Annotated in this window: 13 protein-coding genes and 1 tRNA gene; 9 read left to right on the forward strand and 5 right to left on the reverse strand. The window is 66.5% G+C overall.

Going from position 1 to position 17698, the window contains the following annotated elements; genetic code table 11:
• Positions 1-2 precede the first annotated feature (2 nt).
• Positions 3-1019 carry an adenosine deaminase gene (gene add, locus ABZ942_RS08705; RefSeq protein ID WP_357380098.1) on the forward strand — a complete coding sequence of 339 codons (1017 nt, stop codon included), beginning with the start codon at positions 3-5 and terminating at the stop codon, positions 1017-1019.
• Here add and ABZ942_RS08710 read toward each other — a convergent pair whose 3' ends face one another.
• Complete coding sequence (locus ABZ942_RS08710) at positions 1020-1814, reverse strand: RDD family protein (RefSeq protein ID WP_357380099.1); 795 nt, start codon at positions 1812-1814, stop codon at positions 1020-1022.
• Between the two features lie 43 nt (positions 1815-1857).
• Here ABZ942_RS08710 and ABZ942_RS08715 point away from each other — a divergent pair, with 43 nt between their 5' ends.
• Positions 1858-2859, forward strand: a complete 1002-nt coding sequence (locus ABZ942_RS08715) for a stage II sporulation protein M (protein WP_357380100.1) — start codon at positions 1858-1860, stop codon at positions 2857-2859.
• A gap of 1345 nt (positions 2860-4204) precedes the next feature.
• Here the strand turns inward: ABZ942_RS08715 and ABZ942_RS08720 are convergent.
• The gene (locus ABZ942_RS08720; protein WP_357380375.1) at positions 4205-5620 is read right to left on the reverse strand and encodes a hypothetical protein; all 1416 of its coding nucleotides are present in this window, start codon (positions 5618-5620) and stop codon (positions 4205-4207) included.
• Positions 5621-5775: 155 nt separating this feature from the next.
• Between ABZ942_RS08720 and ABZ942_RS08725 the strand changes: the two genes are divergently transcribed.
• Complete coding sequence (locus ABZ942_RS08725) at positions 5776-6420, forward strand: methyltransferase domain-containing protein (protein ID WP_357380101.1); 645 nt, start codon at positions 5776-5778, stop codon at positions 6418-6420.
• A gap of 29 nt (positions 6421-6449) precedes the next feature.
• Here the strand turns inward: ABZ942_RS08725 and ABZ942_RS08730 are convergent, their stop codons facing one another.
• A complete protein-coding gene (locus ABZ942_RS08730; protein WP_357380102.1) occupies positions 6450-7217 on the reverse strand; it encodes an SDR family NAD(P)-dependent oxidoreductase in 768 nt (255 codons plus the stop codon).
• A 94-nt stretch (positions 7218-7311) separates the two neighbouring features.
• On the opposite strand from ABZ942_RS08730, the gene ABZ942_RS08735 reads away from it, so the two are divergent.
• Positions 7312-8502 carry an NADH:flavin oxidoreductase gene (locus ABZ942_RS08735; protein ID WP_357380103.1) on the forward strand — a complete coding sequence of 397 codons (1191 nt, stop codon included), beginning with the start codon at positions 7312-7314 and terminating at the stop codon, positions 8500-8502.
• Between the two features lie 110 nt (positions 8503-8612).
• Here ABZ942_RS08735 and ABZ942_RS08740 read toward each other — a convergent pair whose 3' ends face one another.
• A complete protein-coding gene (locus ABZ942_RS08740; RefSeq protein ID WP_357380104.1) occupies positions 8613-10022 on the reverse strand; it encodes a lipase family protein in 1410 nt (469 codons plus the stop codon).
• An 807-nt stretch (positions 10023-10829) separates the two neighbouring features.
• Positions 10830-10912 (reverse strand) — tRNA-Leu (locus ABZ942_RS08745).
• A gap of 227 nt (positions 10913-11139) precedes the next feature.
• On the opposite strand from ABZ942_RS08745, the gene ABZ942_RS08750 reads away from it, so the two are divergent.
• The 5 genes from ABZ942_RS08750 (at position 11140) to ABZ942_RS08770 (ending at position 17695) form a co-directional block, all read left to right on the forward strand.
• Entirely contained in the window at positions 11140-12552 is a 1413-nt protein-coding gene (locus ABZ942_RS08750; protein ID WP_357380105.1) for an FhaA domain-containing protein, read from the forward strand.
• Between the two features lie 205 nt (positions 12553-12757).
• Complete coding sequence (locus tag ABZ942_RS08755) at positions 12758-13225, forward strand: FHA domain-containing protein (protein ID WP_014980860.1); 468 nt, start codon at positions 12758-12760, stop codon at positions 13223-13225.
• Positions 13222-14739, forward strand: a complete 1518-nt coding sequence (locus tag ABZ942_RS08760) for a PP2C family serine/threonine-protein phosphatase (protein ID WP_357380106.1) — start codon at positions 13222-13224, stop codon at positions 14737-14739. Before ABZ942_RS08755 ends, ABZ942_RS08760 begins: the two co-directional genes overlap by 4 nt.
• On the forward strand, positions 14739-16229 hold the full coding sequence (locus tag ABZ942_RS08765; protein WP_357380107.1) for an FtsW/RodA/SpoVE family cell cycle protein: 1491 nt from the start codon (positions 14739-14741) through the stop codon (positions 16227-16229). Before ABZ942_RS08760 ends, ABZ942_RS08765 begins: the two co-directional genes overlap by 1 nt.
• Positions 16226-17695: a penicillin-binding protein 2 gene (locus tag ABZ942_RS08770; RefSeq protein WP_357380108.1), complete on the forward strand. Its 1470-nt coding sequence runs from the start codon at positions 16226-16228 to the stop codon at positions 17693-17695. The genes ABZ942_RS08765 and ABZ942_RS08770 overlap by 4 nt, the downstream gene beginning before the upstream one ends.
• The last annotated feature ends 3 nt before the right edge of the window (positions 17696-17698 follow it).

Genomic DNA, 17698 nt, shown 5'->3' on the forward strand with positions numbered 1-17698 from the left:
CCATGTCTGATCTCGCCGCGTTTGTCCGTGGACTGCCCAAGGCCGAGCTGCACCTGCATCTGGAGGGCACACTGGAGCCGGAGCTGAAATTCCGGCTGGCCCAGCGCAACGGGATCGAGCTGGCCGCGCAGACGGTGGACGAGGTCAAGCAGACCTATCAGTTCCACGATCTGACCTCGTTCCTACAGGTCTACTACCCGGCCATGCGAGTCCTGCTGGAGCCTGCGGACTTTCACGATCTGGCATTCGACTACCTGACCAGGGCACACGCCGAGGGTGTTCGGCACGTCGAGATGTTCTTCGACCCGCAGGCGCACACCGGACGCGGTGTCCCGTTCGCCACCGTGATCGACGGATACCGGTCCGCGATCGTGCGGGCGCGGCGCGAGTTCGGGATATCGGCCGAGCTGATCCTCTGCTTCCTGCGCGACCATTCCGCCGAGTACGCGATGGCGACGCTGCTGGAGGCGCTGCCGTACCGCGACTGGATCATCGGCGTCGGGCTCGACTCGGACGAGCGCGGCAATCCGCCGAGCAAGTTCGCGGCCGTCTTCGCGCGGGCCCGCCGCGAGGGCTTCCTGCTGACCATGCACTGCGATATCGATCAGCAGGACTCGATCGAGCACATCCGGCAGGCCCTGGAGGACATCGCCGTGGATCGGCTCGACCACGGCACCAACATCGTCGAGGACGATCGGCTGGTCGAGCTGGCCAAGGGCAAGGGGATCGCGCTGACCTGCTGTCCGGTCTCGAATTCCTTCGTCACCAGCCGGATGAAGTCCGACGAGATCATCGGGCTGCTCGACCGCGGCCTCACCGTGACGATCAACAGCGACGATCCCGCCTACTTCGGCGCCTACGCGGCGGACAACTACGTCGCGCTCGCCGAGCACGCGGGCCTCGACATCGATCAGCTGGTGGCCCTGGCGAAGAACTCGTTCCGCGGTTCCTGGATCACCCCCGCGCGGCTGGACCAGTTCCTGCGCGAGATCGACGACTACGTCGCCGCCAACCGGTAACTACGGACCGACCCGGATCGGCATCGGCGCGAACACCGGGAACATCGGCGGCGGCAGCACCCGGCGCTGCCGCTCGGCGATCACCGCACCGAGCACCTGCAGCGGCGGATACCCGGTCGGCTCCGGCACCTGCAGCCGCTGACACACCGCGCTCACCAGCGCGGCGCCCAACTCGTGCTGCACGACGGGTGTCAGGGTGCGGAACCGGCTCAGATACTGCCGCACCGCGAGCGCCAGATCGTCCGGCAGTATGGCCAGCGGCAGCGGCACCGCCCAGCCCGCGAGCCACGGCGGCGGCACCGCGAGCAGCGGCGCGGGCAACGGCCGCTGGGCGTGCACGACAACGGTGCCCGCGAGCACGTCACCGACCCGCCGCGCGTTCGGCGAGCAGATCGACGTCACCACCGCGACCGCACCGAACGCGCCGAGCATCCAGAAGTCGACGATCGCACCGGCCAGCCCGCGGGTGAGCGCGTGCCGGAAGTCGATCGGGCCGCCGTCCGCGCGCACCACCCGTAACCCGAGCACCAACTTGCCCAGCGTCCGCCCGCGCGAGGCGGTTTCGCAGGCCACCGGGTAGCCGACCAGCACGCCGACGATGGTGACCAGCACGGCAACGTCCAGCCACGCCGTGTCCGCGCCGCTGGGCAGCAGCACGCTCACGGTGAGCACGAACAGCGTGGCGGCCAGCAGGAACTGCAGCACCACGTCGATGAGGAACGCGGTGGCCCTGGTGGGGAGCCGGGCGATCGGTAGCTCTAGCGCGACCGCTTCGCCGGTGGTGAATTCAGCCATGTCGATAGCATTCTTCCGACCGGCGGTAGTGGGAGGCAAGCCTGTGGATGTCGACGCGTACAGCTATGCACACCGGAGGGCGTGGGAACGGCTGGATTATCTGGCCAAACGGCGCAGGCTCACCGGGGCCGAGGCGGACGAACTCGTCACGCTGTACCGGCGCACGTCGCAGCAGTTGGCGCGGTTGCAATCGCACAGCCCCGATCCGGAGCTGATCGCCGGGTTGAGCGCGCTGCTGGCCAGGGCGCGCGGGCGGGTGATCGGCAGCCGGGCCGATACCTGGCAGGAGATCGGCCGGTTCTTCACGCACCGCTTCCCGGCCGCCCTGTATCGGAGTTGGCCGTGGTGGGTCAGCGTGGCGGCGGTGTTCCTGCTGGTGTCCGCCGGGTTGGCCGTCTGGGTGGCCCGATTCGATTCGGCGCGTACGGTTCTCGGCATTTCATCGGACACCGGTGCACTGACCGAACGCGGCGGCGCCTTCGAGTCCTACTACTCCGAACATCCACAGGGTGCGTTCGCCGCGCAGGTATGGACGAACAATGCCTGGGTGACAGCGATCGCGCTGTTCACCGGGGTGCTGATCCTGCCTGCGGTGTATCTGCTGTTCATGAACGCGCTCAATCTGGGCGTCTCCGCCGGGCTGATGGCGGATGCCGGGCGGCTGGATTCGTTCTTCGGGTTCATCCTGCCGCACGGCACGCTCGAGCTGACCGCGATCTTCGTGGCGGGTGGGGCCGGGCTGAAACTCGGCTGGACGCTGATTGATCCGGGCCGGCTGAGCCGGTTGGAGGCGGTGGCGCGGCAGGGCAGGGCGACCGCGACGGTGGCGCTCGGGTTGGTCGGCGTGCTGCTGGTGTGTGGCTGCATCGAGGGATTCGTCACGCCGAGTGCGCTGCCCGCACCGGTGCGCATCGCGATCGGGTTCTTCGCCGAGGCGTTGTTCCTGGTCTACGTGTTCGGGGTGGGTCGCCGGGTGGTGCTCGCGAAGACGGCGGCGCTGGATGTGGCGAGCGACGACCGGCAGACAACCCCGAGCACACACTGAGCGAAGCGGGTTCGGACACTCGACAGCAACGCCGCGTCACGGATCGGTTGCGATGTCCCCCAATTGAGTTCCGCTGGCCGCAGCGAGTCATGCTCAGCTGCGGCCAGCGTTACCGTTGACTCTACACAATCGTTATCCCTACGCAACCCTCTCCGCCCGTGTCAAGCGTATAAAGCAGCACGCCAGCAAACCCTGGTGGGGGCATGGTTTTTCACAGATCCAGCTAACTTGCAGCTGTCGGTTTTGGAACGTTCGAAACGGCCGGAAAGTCGGCGATCTCGGGAATCCGCAGGTCCCGCCTTGTCCACTTCGTGGCGATACAAACCTCGTTCGAACGATTAGCTGCGCACCCGGCATAGATCGCTCCATGGTGCCGACATAGGGCAACGACCTGCACCTTCGTTGCAATAGATCGAGATAGCTGGACACCGGATGAACAGAAAGCGACCACAGGTTTGTTTAAGGCGTTATTAACCCGATACATACCAGGTTGAACTGCTTGTGGACATGCATGTGTCGTGTCAAGATCAGGAATAACCAGACACGAAAAGGCGACGGCATGTCCGATTCGTCGGAGCCCCTTCAGCACCTCGGCCGCAACCCCGAGGCGGAGTGTGATCTTCGCCTCACCGGCCACCTGAACCGTCGCGAATGCGGCGAAATCGACACTGTGGCAAGCTTTCCCCAGTTGGGACACGCCGGTGCAACACGCCGAAAGACGCACGCCGAGCCCGCGATCGAAGCCCCAGACGGACGCGGTACGACCGCGTCATGCCGCCCGGCTATACACAACGTTCAACGGCCGTAACCCGCGTGCAAGCACCATTCGCAGTTCGTGCACAGGCTGGGAGTCGCGAACCGTCCACCGCTGTGGACAGGATCCACCCGTGCCGCTGCCGCCCCGTGGGCCCCTATCCATTCCGATCGATGTCCACACCGGTCACCGCCGCGTCATCCACAAAGACGATGCTGTCTCAACAGCTTTCGTACACAGCTCGGCGCACCCGGCCATGCCGTCATGCACAGCCATCACCCAGGCGCTTCGGAGTCGATTGCGCCGCAACGCTCGAGGTCAGGCAGGGAACGCGAAGGTGAACGGCATTCGGCCATCCCGAAACAACACACAGCATCATCCACAGCCAGAATTCGACTCCGCCAAACCTCGTGCGGCGCAATATCGCGCCCAGAAGCCGCTAGAACACGAGTGGGTGTGCATCGATGCTCCTCGAGCAACGCACAGATTTATCCACAGGTGTAATCACCGACACTCGGCATGTGCATAAACCATGAACTCGGCTGAGCGGCACCGGTATCCACAGCCGATGGAACGAGCGGGCCGACGTGTTCAGCCGACGCGCAGAATCCCGGTGACCGTGCCCTGCAACACCTGTCGGTCATGAGTGAGCAACGGCGACGTCTGCAGCGGATCGTCGACGATGGTGCCCGGCAACGGATGACTGTCGGTCACCGCGCCGGTCGCCGGATCGAGCACAGTGAACGCGTAACCATCCAGCGGCGTGGTGCTGTCGGGCCCGAGCCGCGTCACTGTGTACAGAGCACCGTCGGCTGTGGACAAGTGGGGAACCGCCGCACTGCGCACCGTGTTCTCCCATACCGTGTGACAACCGTTGTCGTCCACCTCAACCCGGGTCATGCCGCCGGTGAACGCCGCGGTCGGCGGTACGGCCGGTCCCGCGCCCGCGGGCACCGCCGGATAGGGATAGCCGTAGGTGCTCGCGACGAACAGCGAGCGGCCGATGCCGACCGGTGAATTCTCGCTCCCCGCACCGCCCTTCGTCAGGACCGGCTGCGAGCACACCAATTGCCCGCCTCCGGAACGGAATACCAGCGCGTTCACCTGTCCGTCGGCACTGTCGACGATGGTCAGATAGTCGGCGCCGGTGTTCGGCCCGAAGTAGGTGGGTGTCGAGCCGGTGCCCCAGCTCAACTGTCCCGGCTTACGGGCCGAGCCGCGATCGTAGGCCGCGCGCCAGAGCACCTCGGGTCGACCCGACGAGTCGGCCCGCAGTTCGTACAGCGCGTGCGTTGTCGCGACCGCGATCCGTCCGCTCGGTGCGGCCGAAATGCTGTTGGCCACTTGCTCATCGGCGGGCAACGTCACTGTGACCGCCGACCCGGACGGTGCGACCAGACCGACAACGCCGTTGCCGGTGGCGAACCAGATATTGCCCGCCCAATCCGGCACCAGCCCGGTCACGTTGTCCCCCACCGGAATCACCGCCGACAGATCGGCCACCTGCTCGCTCGCCAGCTGCCACTTCCCCGCCGCGTCACGGGTGTGACCGATACGGAGCAATCGATTGTCGCCATCCACCACCGCGAGCCGATCGTGGTTGTCCAGATACGCGTAGACGCCACCGAGCAGACTGCCCTTGGTCAGCGGCAGCGCGGCCAGCGAGTGCCCGACCGGTCCGGGCGCCGCCGGATCGATGAGATGCACGGTCGGCGCCTGACCGACGATCGCCGTGCACAACGCGACCACCAGCTTGTCCGAGCCCTCCAGCAGCGTCGGGCAGGCCGAAGCGAGCGGATAGGCCGAGACCGACACCGCGCCCGCACCGGGTCCCGCCAGCGCAGTGGCATCCGACGAACCCGCGTCCCCGTGCATCGTCGACGTACCGAGCGGCCCGAGATACGGATTGGGCGGCGCCAGCGGCCCCCACTGGCCGGTCGCCGTCGCGGGGCCCGCGGTCAGCAGCGCCATCGAACAGGCGGCGAGGAGGATCAGTGGTGCGCGCATCACGGTCTTTCGGGTCGACAACACAGCATTCGATCGAACCGAAACGAACGCCACCGGCACAGTATTCGAAACGTCGGTGATCCAAATTCCGGTCGGCTCGGTAGCCGGAAGTCGATCAGCAGCGGCACCGGCGGCGGTATGCCTACGATGGCGCCATGAACGGTGTGCGCGCCCGCTTGTTGTCCACCATCGCCGGTCAACTCGGCAATCCGCACGGCGCACTCGGCAAGGGCGTTGCGTTCATGCTCAACCGCGGCAACAAACGCGCCATCGACGGCGCGGTCACCGCCGCCGCGGTCACCGCGGGCCAGACCGTCGCCGACCTCGGATTCGGCGGTGGCGCAGGACTTTCCCTGCTGCTCGCGCGCGTTGGCACCGAAGGCGTGGTGCACGGCATCGAGCTCTCGCCCGACATGCTCGCCCGCGCCCGCTCCGGCTACCCGCGCGAAATCGCCTCGGGCCGACTGCAACTCGCCGAGGGTTCGCTCACCGCATTGCCGCTCGCCGACGACAGCCTGGACGCCGCGATCACGGTCAACACCATCTACTTCGTGCCCGATCTGGCTGCGGTCTGCGCCGAGCTGGCCCGCGTCCTCCGGCCCGGCGGCCGGGTGGTGATCGGCATCGGCGACCCGGACGTGATGGCGAAGGTGCCGTTCACGGCGTACGGCTTCACGCTTCGTCCGGTCGCCGACGTCATTGCCGCGCTGGAGAATTCGGGCTGCACCGTGGCACACGAACAGTTCTCGCATCCGCCGCTCGGCCAGCATCATCTGCTGATCGCCACCAAGGGCTCGTGAGCGACGAATATCCGAAGCTAGCGTGACCACTACATCAATGCGCCGCCGTCGATCCTGATCTCGGTACCGGTCATGTAGCGGCCGTCGTCGGAGGCGACCATCGCGACCACACCCGCGATATCCTCCGGGCTACCGAGCGCGCCGCCGTTGAGCCAGCCGGTCATCCGGGCGAACAGCTTCGGATCGAAGCCTTCCGGCTGATCCCGGATCGATTTCGTGGTGATACCGCTGGTGATGCCCGCGGGCACGATGTTCACCGCGCGCAGGCCCTGCTTGGCGTACTCCAACGCGATCGCGTGGGTGAAGGCGTTGACGCCGCCCTTGGAGGCCGCGTAGGCCGCGAGGTAGGGGGCGGCGCTGAACGCGGCGGTCGAGGAGATGTTCACGACCACGCCGTGCCCGGATTCCACCAGCGCGGGCAGCGCGGCCTGCGTCATCAGGAAGGTTCCGGTCAGGTTCACCCCGATCACCTGGTTCCACGCGTCCAGCGGCATCTCGTGCGTGCGGGCCGGGCGCAGGATGCCCGCCCCGTTCACCAGCACGTCGAGCCCGCCGAGGAAGTCGAGCGCCGTCGCGGTCGCCGCACGCACCGATTCCGGGTCGGCCACGTTCACCGCGACCGTCCGCAATCGCTCGGCGGCGTCACCCGCCTTCTCCGCCGTGGCCGCCAGCCCCGGCTCGTCGATATCGGCGGCGACCAGCTGGGCCCCCTCGTCCAGCAGCCGCAGGGCGATGCCCTGTCCGATGCCGGAGCCTGCTCCCGTCACCACCACGCGGCGGCCGTCATATCTGCGCATGCCAAGAATTAGAACAGGTTCTCATTGTGAGTCAAGGCACTTCCGGCAGCTCATTTCGGGAACGCGGAATTGAAACACGTTCTACTGTGAGCAGATGTCGAACGACGCGTTCCAACCGGCCAGGCTCGGGCCGGTCCAGCTGCGCAACCGCATCATCAAGGCCGCGACGTTCGAGGGGCGCACGCCCGACGCTCTGGTCACCGACGAGCTCATCGACTTCCATCGCCGGGTCGCGGCGGGCGGCGCCGGGCTGACCACCGTCGCCTACTGCGCCGTCGCGCCCGAGGGCCGGACCGACCGGCATCAGATCTGGATGCGGCCCGAGGCGGTGCCCGGGCTGCGGCGGCTCACCGACGCGGTACACAGCGAAGGCGGTGCTGTCTCGGCGCAATTGGGCCATGCCGGCCCCGTTGCGAACGCGGCCTCCAATCGCGCACCCGCGCTCGCGCCGAGCAGGCAATTCAGCCCGATCAGCCTGCGGCTCACCCAGTCGGCGACCACGGCCGACATCCGGCGGATCATCACCGCCCACGCGCGCGCCGCCCGATTGGCGGTGGAATCCGGATTCGACGCCGTCGAACTGCACTTCGGACACAACTATCTGATCAGCTCGTTCCTCAGTCCGGCGTTGAACAAGCGCTCGGACGAGTACGGCGAAACCCTGGTCAATCGCGCGAAGCTGGCCAGGCAGACTGCGGACGCAGTGCGTCAGGAGGTCGGCGGCGAGATCGCGGTGCTGGCGAAGTTCAACATGGACGACGGCGTGCGCGGCGGGTTCGGCGGCGACGAAAGCCTCGCCGTGGCACGGTGGCTCACGCAGGACGGCAACCTCGACGCCCTCGAACTCACCGTCGGCAGCTCGCTGCGCAACCCGATGTATCTGTTCCGCGGCGACGTGCCGCTGCGCGAGTTCGCCGACCAGTTCCCGACGCCGCAGCGCTGGGGCATTCGCCTGGCCGGTCGCCGCTTCCTGCGCACCTACCCGTATCGCGAGACCTACCTGCTCGACGACGCGCTGCGCTTCCGCGCCGAACTCGGCCTGCCGCTGGTGCTGCTCGGCGGCATCGCCTCGCGCGCCGCGATCGACACCGCGATGTCGCACGGCTTCGAGTTCGTCGCGATGGCTCGCGCGCTGCTGCACGATCCGGAATTGGTCAATCGAATGCGGGACGACGCGGCAACCGAGTCACTGTGTACCCACTGCAATCGTTGTATGCCGACAATCTATCGGGGCACCCATTGTGTATTGACCTCGCCGGTAGCCGATTCGGCGACAACGGCATAGACAGCGAGAAGGCCCGGTCCTGATGGACCGGGCCTTCTTTCGGTGACTACGACACCTGGCCGGGCTTCGTCAGCCTGGTACCGACTACGTCACCCTCACCCGTCGATCAATTAGGCGGGTTTGGCTGCCGCTGCGGTCAACTCCGGACCGACGATCGACACCCATTCGTTCATCTCCGGCGAATCATCCTTGGCAATTGCCACAACGTCTTGCCGGTTGCAGCCGCCACCGATCGGGACGCCGTCGAATCGCTCCTGCAGCCACTGATATGTGCCCGGCACCGACAAGAACGCCTGTGAGTAGGACTCGCCGATCTGGATGCGCCGGTAGGTGATCTGGCCACCGTTCTGGCAGTAGTTGTCCACCAGCCGGTCGGTCGCATAGGCGGGCATGACCCAGTCACCCATCGACTGGAAGATATACGTCGGCCGGTCCGGGGTGGTATTCCCCATCTTGGTCATATCCAGATACTTTGCCGGCACCGCCTCACGCGTCATGTCCGGCGTATCGAACAGACCCTTTATGTTCAGATTCGGAAAGCTCATCACCGACCAGCCCTGGCACACATTGCTGTGCACGGACCGCAGTCCCTGGCCCAGTGGGTTTATGTGCTGATCGATGTACGACTGCAGTTCCGGGTATTCGCGCGAGAGGCCGATGATGCCCGCGAACACCGTGCCTGCGGCCGGCCCGTTGTTCTGGTAGTCGACCAGGTCGCGCAGGTCCGATGCGGTGGAACCGGAGACGACGCCGGCCACGTTGACGTCGGGCGCGTAGGAGGCGCGCTGTTCGGCGGCGTGCATCGTCGGGATGGAGCCACCCGAGTCGCCCCACAGGCCGACCTTCGTGTCACGCCCCTGCTTCAGCTCCATCGGCTTGAAGTTCTCCGCCGCGCGGATACCGTCGAGCGTGATCCGGCCGGCCAGCGGGCCGGCGGCGAAGGCGGAGAGCAGGCCTTCGTGATCGGGGATGGAGACGCCCCACCCCTTGGTGACCGCGTAGAGGGCCATCGGGAGCATGAAGTTCGGGCCCATCGTGCCCGCGTAGTTCGGCGGCAACGCCGAGAACTGGCTGACGTACGACGGCGCACAGTGCGCCGCGACGGCATCCTCCGGGATCTGCACCGACACCAAGTTCGTCGGGGCCTTACCGCGCGGCTTCATGACCGTGGTCACCGCGGCGATCGGCTCATCCCGGCTGTTGTTCGAACGGTACGACAGCTGCCATGCGTCGACGTCCGGCTGAATGACCGACTGGAACGCGGGATGCACTTCACGGGCGGCAATGATCTCGCCCGGCTGCTTGGCCGCGACCACCTCGCGCGGCGGGTTGAGAAACACCTGATCTTCGGCAGGCATCGCCGGCGGCGTCAGGGCGGGCTGAATCGGGACATAGTCATCCGAAGCGCACGGGCAAGCCGCAGCAAAGCCGACAGCCGCCACTTGAATCACGGCCGCAGCACCCGCGGCCAACATCGTTGCCCGCCCATATCGGCGGTGCCGTGTTTTGAACATGTTCATACCTGATCCTTCAGCTGAGGGAGAGGTGCATGACAAGCCGTAACCAGGAGTAGCGGCACCAAATCCCCGACGAATGCAGGCATTAGCGAAGTGACCACTCCGGTGTGAGCCGCCGCAATCGTAGATGAACATTTGAATAATCCAACGCGAAACGCGAGGAAGAACCAATTTAAAATCCCCCCACCTCCCCCAACCCCGTTCTGACACAACCCCAATCAACTTCCGCCTGAGACCTTTCCACCGCCACTCCGGCCCGAAATGTCCGATCCGATAACGCTCCCACCCCGTGAATCAACCCCGTTTCAAAAATTGAGAACACCAATGTACACAACCCGAAATCCGCGAAAACAACCCCAACTGGGCGGATTTCACACTATGCACACCGTGTGGATATCGATAGTTGTACACAGCTTGTGGATATACCCCTCACCCCCAACAACGACCACATCGCCGAGAAATCAACTCCACCAACCCGAGTCACGAAGCAAGCCACGAGTCCCCCTGCCCGAAACAGAAACCCGTAACCATTCACCCCAACCAATCACCGCGCCCCCACCCCTCCCGTAACCAACACGGCAACGACGGAACTCACGAGACCACCGCACGCACACCTGAGCAAGATGGTCACCACCTCACGCACCAACGCGGTAGTCATCAACCACGCAACCCACACACGGGGTTCCACAGGCATCGGGGGTTCGGGGGGCGAAGCCCCTCCGAGCGGGGCGTGGGGGCCGCGCCCCCACAAGAATGACGAAACGAGAAAGACCCGCGCTCTTTGCGAGCACGGGTCTTCCACGAGTGGAGTGGGCGAAGGGGGACTTGAACCCCCACGTCCCGAAGGACACTGGCACCTGAAGCCAGCGCGTCTGCCATTCCGCCACTCGCCCGAGCGACTCGGAGACAGTATCACGCACCTCGCGTCAGGACGAAATCGCCCGTGTGGGCCTGTGACGCGGGGGCTGGACAAGTGCGGGAACCCGCTGATCTTTCCAAGAGTTACAGGTGTGGACGATCGTGGATATCATGCAATGAACGTGCTCGATACGCGACACGCCATACACGTGTGTCGTTGTTACGAATCAGCTGAAGAGACGCTCGCCGAAGGGAGGCCGAGATGGGCATCGTTTCACGGTTCGAGCGTCGTCTCCAGGGCGCCGTCGGTGATGTGTTCGCCAGGGTGTTCGGCGGCAACGTCGTGCCCCAGGAGGTGGAGGCGGCGCTGCAACGGGAGGCCGCCGATCATGTCCAAGAGCTCGACGGCGGACACCTGTTGGCTCCCAACAGTTATGTGATCACTATCAATTCTTCCGATCACCAGCAGTTGGACGCCGATCACGACCTCACCACCCGCGCGTTCGCCAAACACCTGCAGGATTACATCCGCGAGCAAGGCTGGCAGACCTACGGCGAAGTACACGTGGCGTTCGAGGCATCCCCTACGCTGCACACCGGACAGTTCAGGGCAAGCGGCCGGGTCGACCCGGACGTCGGTCGCGGAGCTTCACCAGCTCCAGGCCCTGGACCCACGCCACAACGACCTGCAAACCCGCAACCAGGAGCTGGCCCCATGACGCAGAACTCAGGCTACGACCCGAGCCGTGAGCCCGCGGAGTCCGATCCACGCAACCGCGGGTACGCCCCACCGCCTGCCGGTCGTGGCGGCGCGCAGAACGGCGCGTACCGCGAGGATTACGCGCGCGGCGCGGCGCCCGACGGTCAGCAGGGTTACAGCGATTACCAGAACGGCTACGACTACCAGCAGGGTGGCCAGGCGTACGGCCAGCCGGGCTATCAGGAGCCGGGCTACGGCCAGCAGCAGGGCTATGCCGATCGCGGCTACGGCCAGCAGGGCTACCAGGAGCCTGCGTACGGGCAGCCGGGCTATCAGGAGCCGGGCTACGGCCAGCCGGGGTACCAGGAGCCTGCCGCCTATGGCCAGCCGGGCTACCAGGAGCCGGGCTACGGCCAGCAGCAGGGCTACGGCCAGCAAGGTTATGGCGATCAGGCGTACGCGGATCCGGCCTACGGCCAGCAAGGCCAGGGCTATGCCCAGCCGGGGTACGGCCAGCAGGGCTACCAGGAGCCCGGTTACGGCGATCAGACTTACGCGGAGCCGGGCGCCTACGGTCAGGATGACCAGGGCGGTTACGGCCAGGCCTACTCGCAGCAGCCGGGTTACGGCGCGCAGCCGGGCTATGGCGCCGCGCCCGCGTATCCGGCTGCCCCGCAGGCGGGCTCGGGCTACTCGGCGACTCTGCAGCTCGACGACGGCAGCGGCCGTACGTACCAGTTGCGTGAGGGCAGCAACATCATCGGCCGCGGCCAGGACGCGCATTTCCGGCTGCCCGATACCGGCGTCTCGCGCAGGCACATCGAGGTCCGCTGGGACGGGCAAACCGCGATGCTTTCCGATCTGGGTTCCACCAACGGCACGCTGGTCAACGGTTCTCCCGTGCAAGACTGGCAGCTCGCCGACGGGGACGTGATCCGCGCCGGGCACTCCGAGATCCTGATCCGTATCGTCTGATCCCGTAAGCTGCGCGATGCAGGTCACGACTTGGCCATCAAGGATTCGTCGGTCGTATCGTGATCGAATTCGACCTACGGCCCTATGATGCTGCCAACACACGCACGGCACCGGAACCGGGGTCGGCAAGACCAGCATGCTGGTGGGGGTGGTCGAACCGCACCTACGGCACCGACATACACGGTCGAACAGGAGGTGGAACGCCGTGCAGGGACTGATACTGCAACTGACCCGTGCGGGGTTCCTGCTGCTGTTGTGGTTGTTCGTGTGGGCGGTGCTGCGCACCTTGCGCAGCGACATCTACGCGGCATCCGGCATACGGATACAGCCCAGGGCCGCACGCGGTTCCGCGGTGCTGCCCTCCTTCAGCCGGGGCCAGAAGGGCGCCAAATTTCTTGTGGTGACTCAAGGTTCACTCGCCGGCACCCGCATCTCGCTCGGCACCCAACCGGTGCTGATCGGGCGTGCGGACGACTCCACGCTGGTGCTCACCGATGATTACGCCTCGACCAGACATGCGCGATTGTCCCCGCGTGGCGATGATTGGTACGTCGAAGACCTCGGCTCGACGAACGGCACCTACCTCGATCGCGCGAAAGTCACCACCGCCGTGCGGGTTCCGCTCGGCACTCCTGTCCGTGTCGGCAAAACAGTGATCGAGCTGCGATCGTGACTCTCGTTCTCCGCTACGCAGCGCGTAGCGACCGCGGACTTGTCCGAGGCAACAATGAAGACTCTGTCTACGCGGGCGCACGCCTACTAGCGCTCGCCGACGGTATGGGTGGCCATGCCGCGGGCGAGGTGGCGTCGCAGTTGATGATCGCCGCCCTCGCCCACCTGGACGACGACGAGCCTGGCGACGATCTGCTCGGCAAGCTCGATTCGGCGACCAGGGAGGGCAATGCCGCCATCGCCGATCAGGTCGAAGAGGAGCCCGAGCTCGACGGGATGGGCACCACGCTCACCGCGGTCCTGTTCGCAGGCAAGAAACTCGGCCTGGTGCATATCGGCGATTCCCGCGCGTACATGCTGCGCGGCGGCGAACTGGCCCAGATCACCAGGGACGACACGTTCGTCCAGTCGCTGGTCGACGAGGGCCGGATCACGCCCGAGCAGGCGCATACGCACCCGCAACGCTCGCTGATCATGCGTGCGCTCACCGGCAACGAGATCGAGCCGACGCTGATCATGCGCGAGGCGCGGGCCGGGGATCGCTATCTGCTGTGCTCGGACGGCCTGTCCGATGTGGTGAGCGATGAGACCATCGCGAACACCATGCGCGAGGGCAGCACCGACGAATGCGCCGACCGGCTCATCGAACTCGCGTTGCGCAGCGGCGGTCCGGACAATGTCACGGTCGTCGTCGCCGATGTCATCGATCTCGATTATGGCCAGAGCCATCCGATCGTGGCCGGTGCCGCGTCCGGGGTGGACGAGGACACGCCGCCGCCGAATACCGCGGCCGGACGCGCGGCAGCCATGCGGCCGCCGCGGGCCGCACCGCGCCGGGCCGCCGCGACACCGGAGCCGGAGCCGAAGGGCAAGGCACACAAGCTGCGCTGGATCCTGCTGGCGTTCGCGCTGGTGGTTGCCGTCGGTGTCGGACTGCTGGTCGGCTACAAGATGATTCGCAGCAACTACTACGTCGGGGCCGACAACGGCTCGGTGGTGATCCTGCGCGGGCTACCCGGCTCGGTGCTCGGGTATTCGATCCACGACGTGAACCTGGTCGGCTGCGTCACCAAGACCGGGGAGCTGTCCCTGGTCGATCCCGGCGCCGATATGCCGTCGTCCTGCAAGCAGCTGAAGGTCACCGACCTCAAGCAGACCGGACGCGAGCAGGTCGGCAAGGGACTGCCGCCCGGTTCGCTGGATCGGGCCAAGGAGCAGATGCGCTCCATCGCGCAGGGCGAGCTGCTGCCGCCGTGCCCGGCGAAGACGTCGGTACCGCAGCCCGGCGTCCTGCCTACGCCGACACCGGAGCCGGCACCACCCGGCTCCCCGGTTCCGCCCGTGCCGAACACCGCGGTCACTCCGACCCCCGAACCGGCGCCGCCCGCGCCGGGCACCGGTGACGCACGCGGCACCGAGATCAAGACGCCGACGAAGTCGGAAGCCCCGGTTCCGTCGTCGTCCGCGTCGCCGAACCCCCAGATCGCGGGGGAGAACTGCCGGGTGACGGACTGATGTCCGCGCCGGCACCGCCGTCCGCTGGGGCTTTTCCCAGTCCTCCCGGCGGCTTCGCTCCCGCGCCACCGCCGAGCACCCGACGCAATATCGAACTGTTGTTGCTCGCGGGCGCCGCGGTGATCACGACGGTCTCGCTGTTCTTGGTCGAGGCCAGTCAAGAGCAGACGATCACCTGGGACATCGCCAAGTACGGGCTGGCCTTCCTCGCCCTGTTCGGGGTGGCGCACCTCGCGGTGCGCCGGTTCGCGCCGTTCGCCGATCCGCTGTTGCTGCCGATCGTCGCGGTGCTCAACGGCCTCGGTCTGGTGCTGATCCACCGGCTCGACCTGGCCGATCAACAGGAAGCGATCTACAACGCGCTGCCGGTGCCCTCCCCCGACGCCAACCAGCAGATCCTGTGGACGGCGCTCGGCATGGTGGTGTTCATCGTGCTGCTGATCGTGTTGCGGGACTACCGGACGCTGGCCCGCTACGGCTACACCCTCGGCCTGGTCGGGCTGCTCGCGCTGGCGCTGCCCGCGGCGCTGCCGAGCCGATTCTCCGAGATCAACGGTTCGAAGAACTGGATCAAGATCACCGGATTCAGCATCCAGCCCGCGGAATTCTCGAAGATCCTGCTGATCATCTTCTTCGCCTCGGTGCTGGTCGCCAAGCGCGACCTGTTCACCGCCGCCGGGCGGCACCTACTCGGCATGGAGTTCCCGCGCGGACGCGACCTCGGCCCGATCGTGGTGGTCTGGATCGTCTGCGTCGGCGTGCTCGTCTTCGAAAAGGACCTCGGCACCTCGCTGTTGATCTTCAGCACGGTGCTGGTGATGCTCTACATCGCCACCGAGCGGGTGGGCTGGCTGATCATCGGCGGCGCGCTGCTCACCCTCGGATTCTTCTTCGCCTACCAGACTTTCAGCCACGTCAAGGTGCGCACCCAGGTCTGGTTGCACCCGTTCGACGACTACAACAACACCGGCTACCAGATCTCGCAGTCGCTGTTCGGCCTCGCCACCGGCGGGCTGGCCGGCACCGGGCTCGGCGGCGGCCGGCCCAACAAGGTGCCCTTCGCCAAGACCGACTTCATCATCACCACCATCGGTGAGGAGCTCGGCCTGATCGGGCTCACCGCGGTGCTGGTGCTGTTCCTGGTGTTCATCGTGCGCGGCCTGCGCACCGCGCTCGCCGTGCGCGACAGCTTCGGCAAGCTGCTGGCGGCCGGCCTGGCGTTCACCGTCGCGATCCAGTTGTTCGTGGTGGTCGGCGGTGTCACCAAGCTGATCCCGCTGACCGGTCTCACCACGCCGTTCATGTCCTACGGCGGTTCGTCGCTGCTGGCCAACTACGCGCTGCTCGCGTTGCTGATCAAGGTCTCGGACGCGGCGCGTGCGCCGGCGCCGGCCCGCAAGGCCGTGCCCGCGGCACCGATCGCGGAGATGACCACCGAGCTGTTGCGCAAGCCCGAAGCGGGCCGACCGGAAGCGGGGCCCGCGACGTGAACACTCCGCTACGCCGAGTCGCCATCGCGGTGATGGTGATGATCGTCGCGCTGCTGCTCAACGCCACCTACGTGCAGGTGATCAAGGCCGACGACTACCGCGCCGACCCGCGCAACTCCCGGGTGCTGCTCGACGAGTACTCCCGCCAGCGCGGCCAGATCTCCGCGGGCGGCACCGTGCTGGCCAACTCGGTCGCCACCGAAGACCGCTACAAGTACCTGCGCACCTACCCGAGCTCGCCCGAGGCCTACGCACCCGCCACCGGCTTCTACTCGATGCAGTACCGCACAACAGGTTTGGAGCGGGCCGAGGATTCGGTGCTCAACGGTTCCGACAGCCACCTGTTCGGGCAGCGGCTCATCGACATGGTGTCCGGGCGCGACCCGCGCGGCGGCAACGTGCTCACCACTCTCGACCCGGCCATGCAGCAGGTCGCCTACGACCAGCTGACCAGCAAGGGTTTCACCGGCTCGGTGGTCGCGATCGAGCCGAGCACCGGCCGGATCCTCACAATGGTGTCCACCCCGAGCTACGACCCGAACCAGCTGTCCAGCCACGACGGCGCACACGGCACCCAGACCTGGGAGGCGCTGAACGCGGACCCGCGCCAGCCGATGCTGAATCGGGCTGTCTCGCAGACCTATCCGCCCGGTTCCACATTCAAGGTGGTGCTCACCGCGGCCGCGCTGGCGAACAACATCGCGACTCCGGACGATCAATTCACCGCGGCGCCGAACATCACGCTGCCGGGCACCAGCACCACGCTGGAGAACTACGGCGGCTCCACCTGTGGCTCGGGCCAGACCGCCTCGCTGACCGACGCGTTCCGGCTGTCCTGCAACACCGCGTTCGCCGAACTCGGCGTCAAGGTCGGCGCCGCCAAACTGAAGGACCAGGCCGCCGCCTTCGGCATCGGCGAGAACCGGTCCATCCCGATTCCGGTCGCGGAGAGCACCGTCGGCACCATCCCGGACAACGCCGCGATGGCCCAGAGCGCCATCGGGCAGCGGGACGTGGCACTGACTCCGCTGGACAACGCGATGATCGCGGCGACCGTGGCCAACGGCGGCGTCCGGATGGAGCCGCACCTGATCGACCAACTGCAAGGGCCCGACCTCAGTGAATTGTCCAAGACCAAGCCGGTCTCGCTCGGCCAAGCGTTCAATGCCCAGGTAGCGTCACAGCTGACGAATCTGATGATCGCGTCGGAGAACAACACCACCGGTGGCCAGTCCTCCGCCCGCTATCAGATCGCGTCCAAGACCGGCACCGCCGAGCACGGCAGCGATCCACGCAATACCCCTCCGCACGCCTGGTACATCGCCTTCGCGCCCGCGCAGAATCCGAAGATCGCCATCGCGGTGATCGTGGAGAACGGCGGCGACCGGGCACTCGGCGCGACCGGCGGCAAGGTGGCCGCGCCGATCGCGCGTGCGGTCTTGGACGCCGGTCTGCGAGGCGGCTGAACG

This window comes from Nocardia sp. NPDC046473, assembly GCF_040645995.1.
Classification (GTDB): domain Bacteria; phylum Actinomycetota; class Actinomycetes; order Mycobacteriales; family Mycobacteriaceae; genus Nocardia.

What these genes read in the sequence shown, in the direction of transcription:
- add (WP_357380098.1), top strand. Translation starts at nt 3, where the DNA reads ATGTCTGATCTCGCCGCGTTTGTCCGTGGACTGCCCAAGGCCGAGCTG.
- ABZ942_RS08710 (WP_357380099.1), bottom strand. Translation starts at nt 1,814, where the DNA reads ATGGCTGAATTCACCACCGGCGAAGCGGTCGCGCTAGAGCTACCGATC.
- ABZ942_RS08720 (WP_357380375.1), bottom strand. Translation starts at nt 5,620, where the DNA reads ATGCGCGCACCACTGATCCTCCTCGCCGCCTGTTCGATGGCGCTGCTG.
- ABZ942_RS08725 (WP_357380101.1), top strand. Translation starts at nt 5,776, where the DNA reads ATGAACGGTGTGCGCGCCCGCTTGTTGTCCACCATCGCCGGTCAACTC.
- ABZ942_RS08730 (WP_357380102.1), bottom strand. Translation starts at nt 7,217, where the DNA reads ATGCGCAGATATGACGGCCGCCGCGTGGTGGTGACGGGAGCAGGCTCC.
- ABZ942_RS08735 (WP_357380103.1), top strand. Translation starts at nt 7,312, where the DNA reads ATGTCGAACGACGCGTTCCAACCGGCCAGGCTCGGGCCGGTCCAGCTG.
- ABZ942_RS08740 (WP_357380104.1), bottom strand. Translation starts at nt 10,022, where the DNA reads ATGAACATGTTCAAAACACGGCACCGCCGATATGGGCGGGCAACGATG.
- ABZ942_RS08750 (WP_357380105.1), top strand. Translation starts at nt 11,140, where the DNA reads ATGGGCATCGTTTCACGGTTCGAGCGTCGTCTCCAGGGCGCCGTCGGT.
- ABZ942_RS08765 (WP_357380107.1), top strand. Translation starts at nt 14,739, where the DNA reads ATGTCCGCGCCGGCACCGCCGTCCGCTGGGGCTTTTCCCAGTCCTCCC.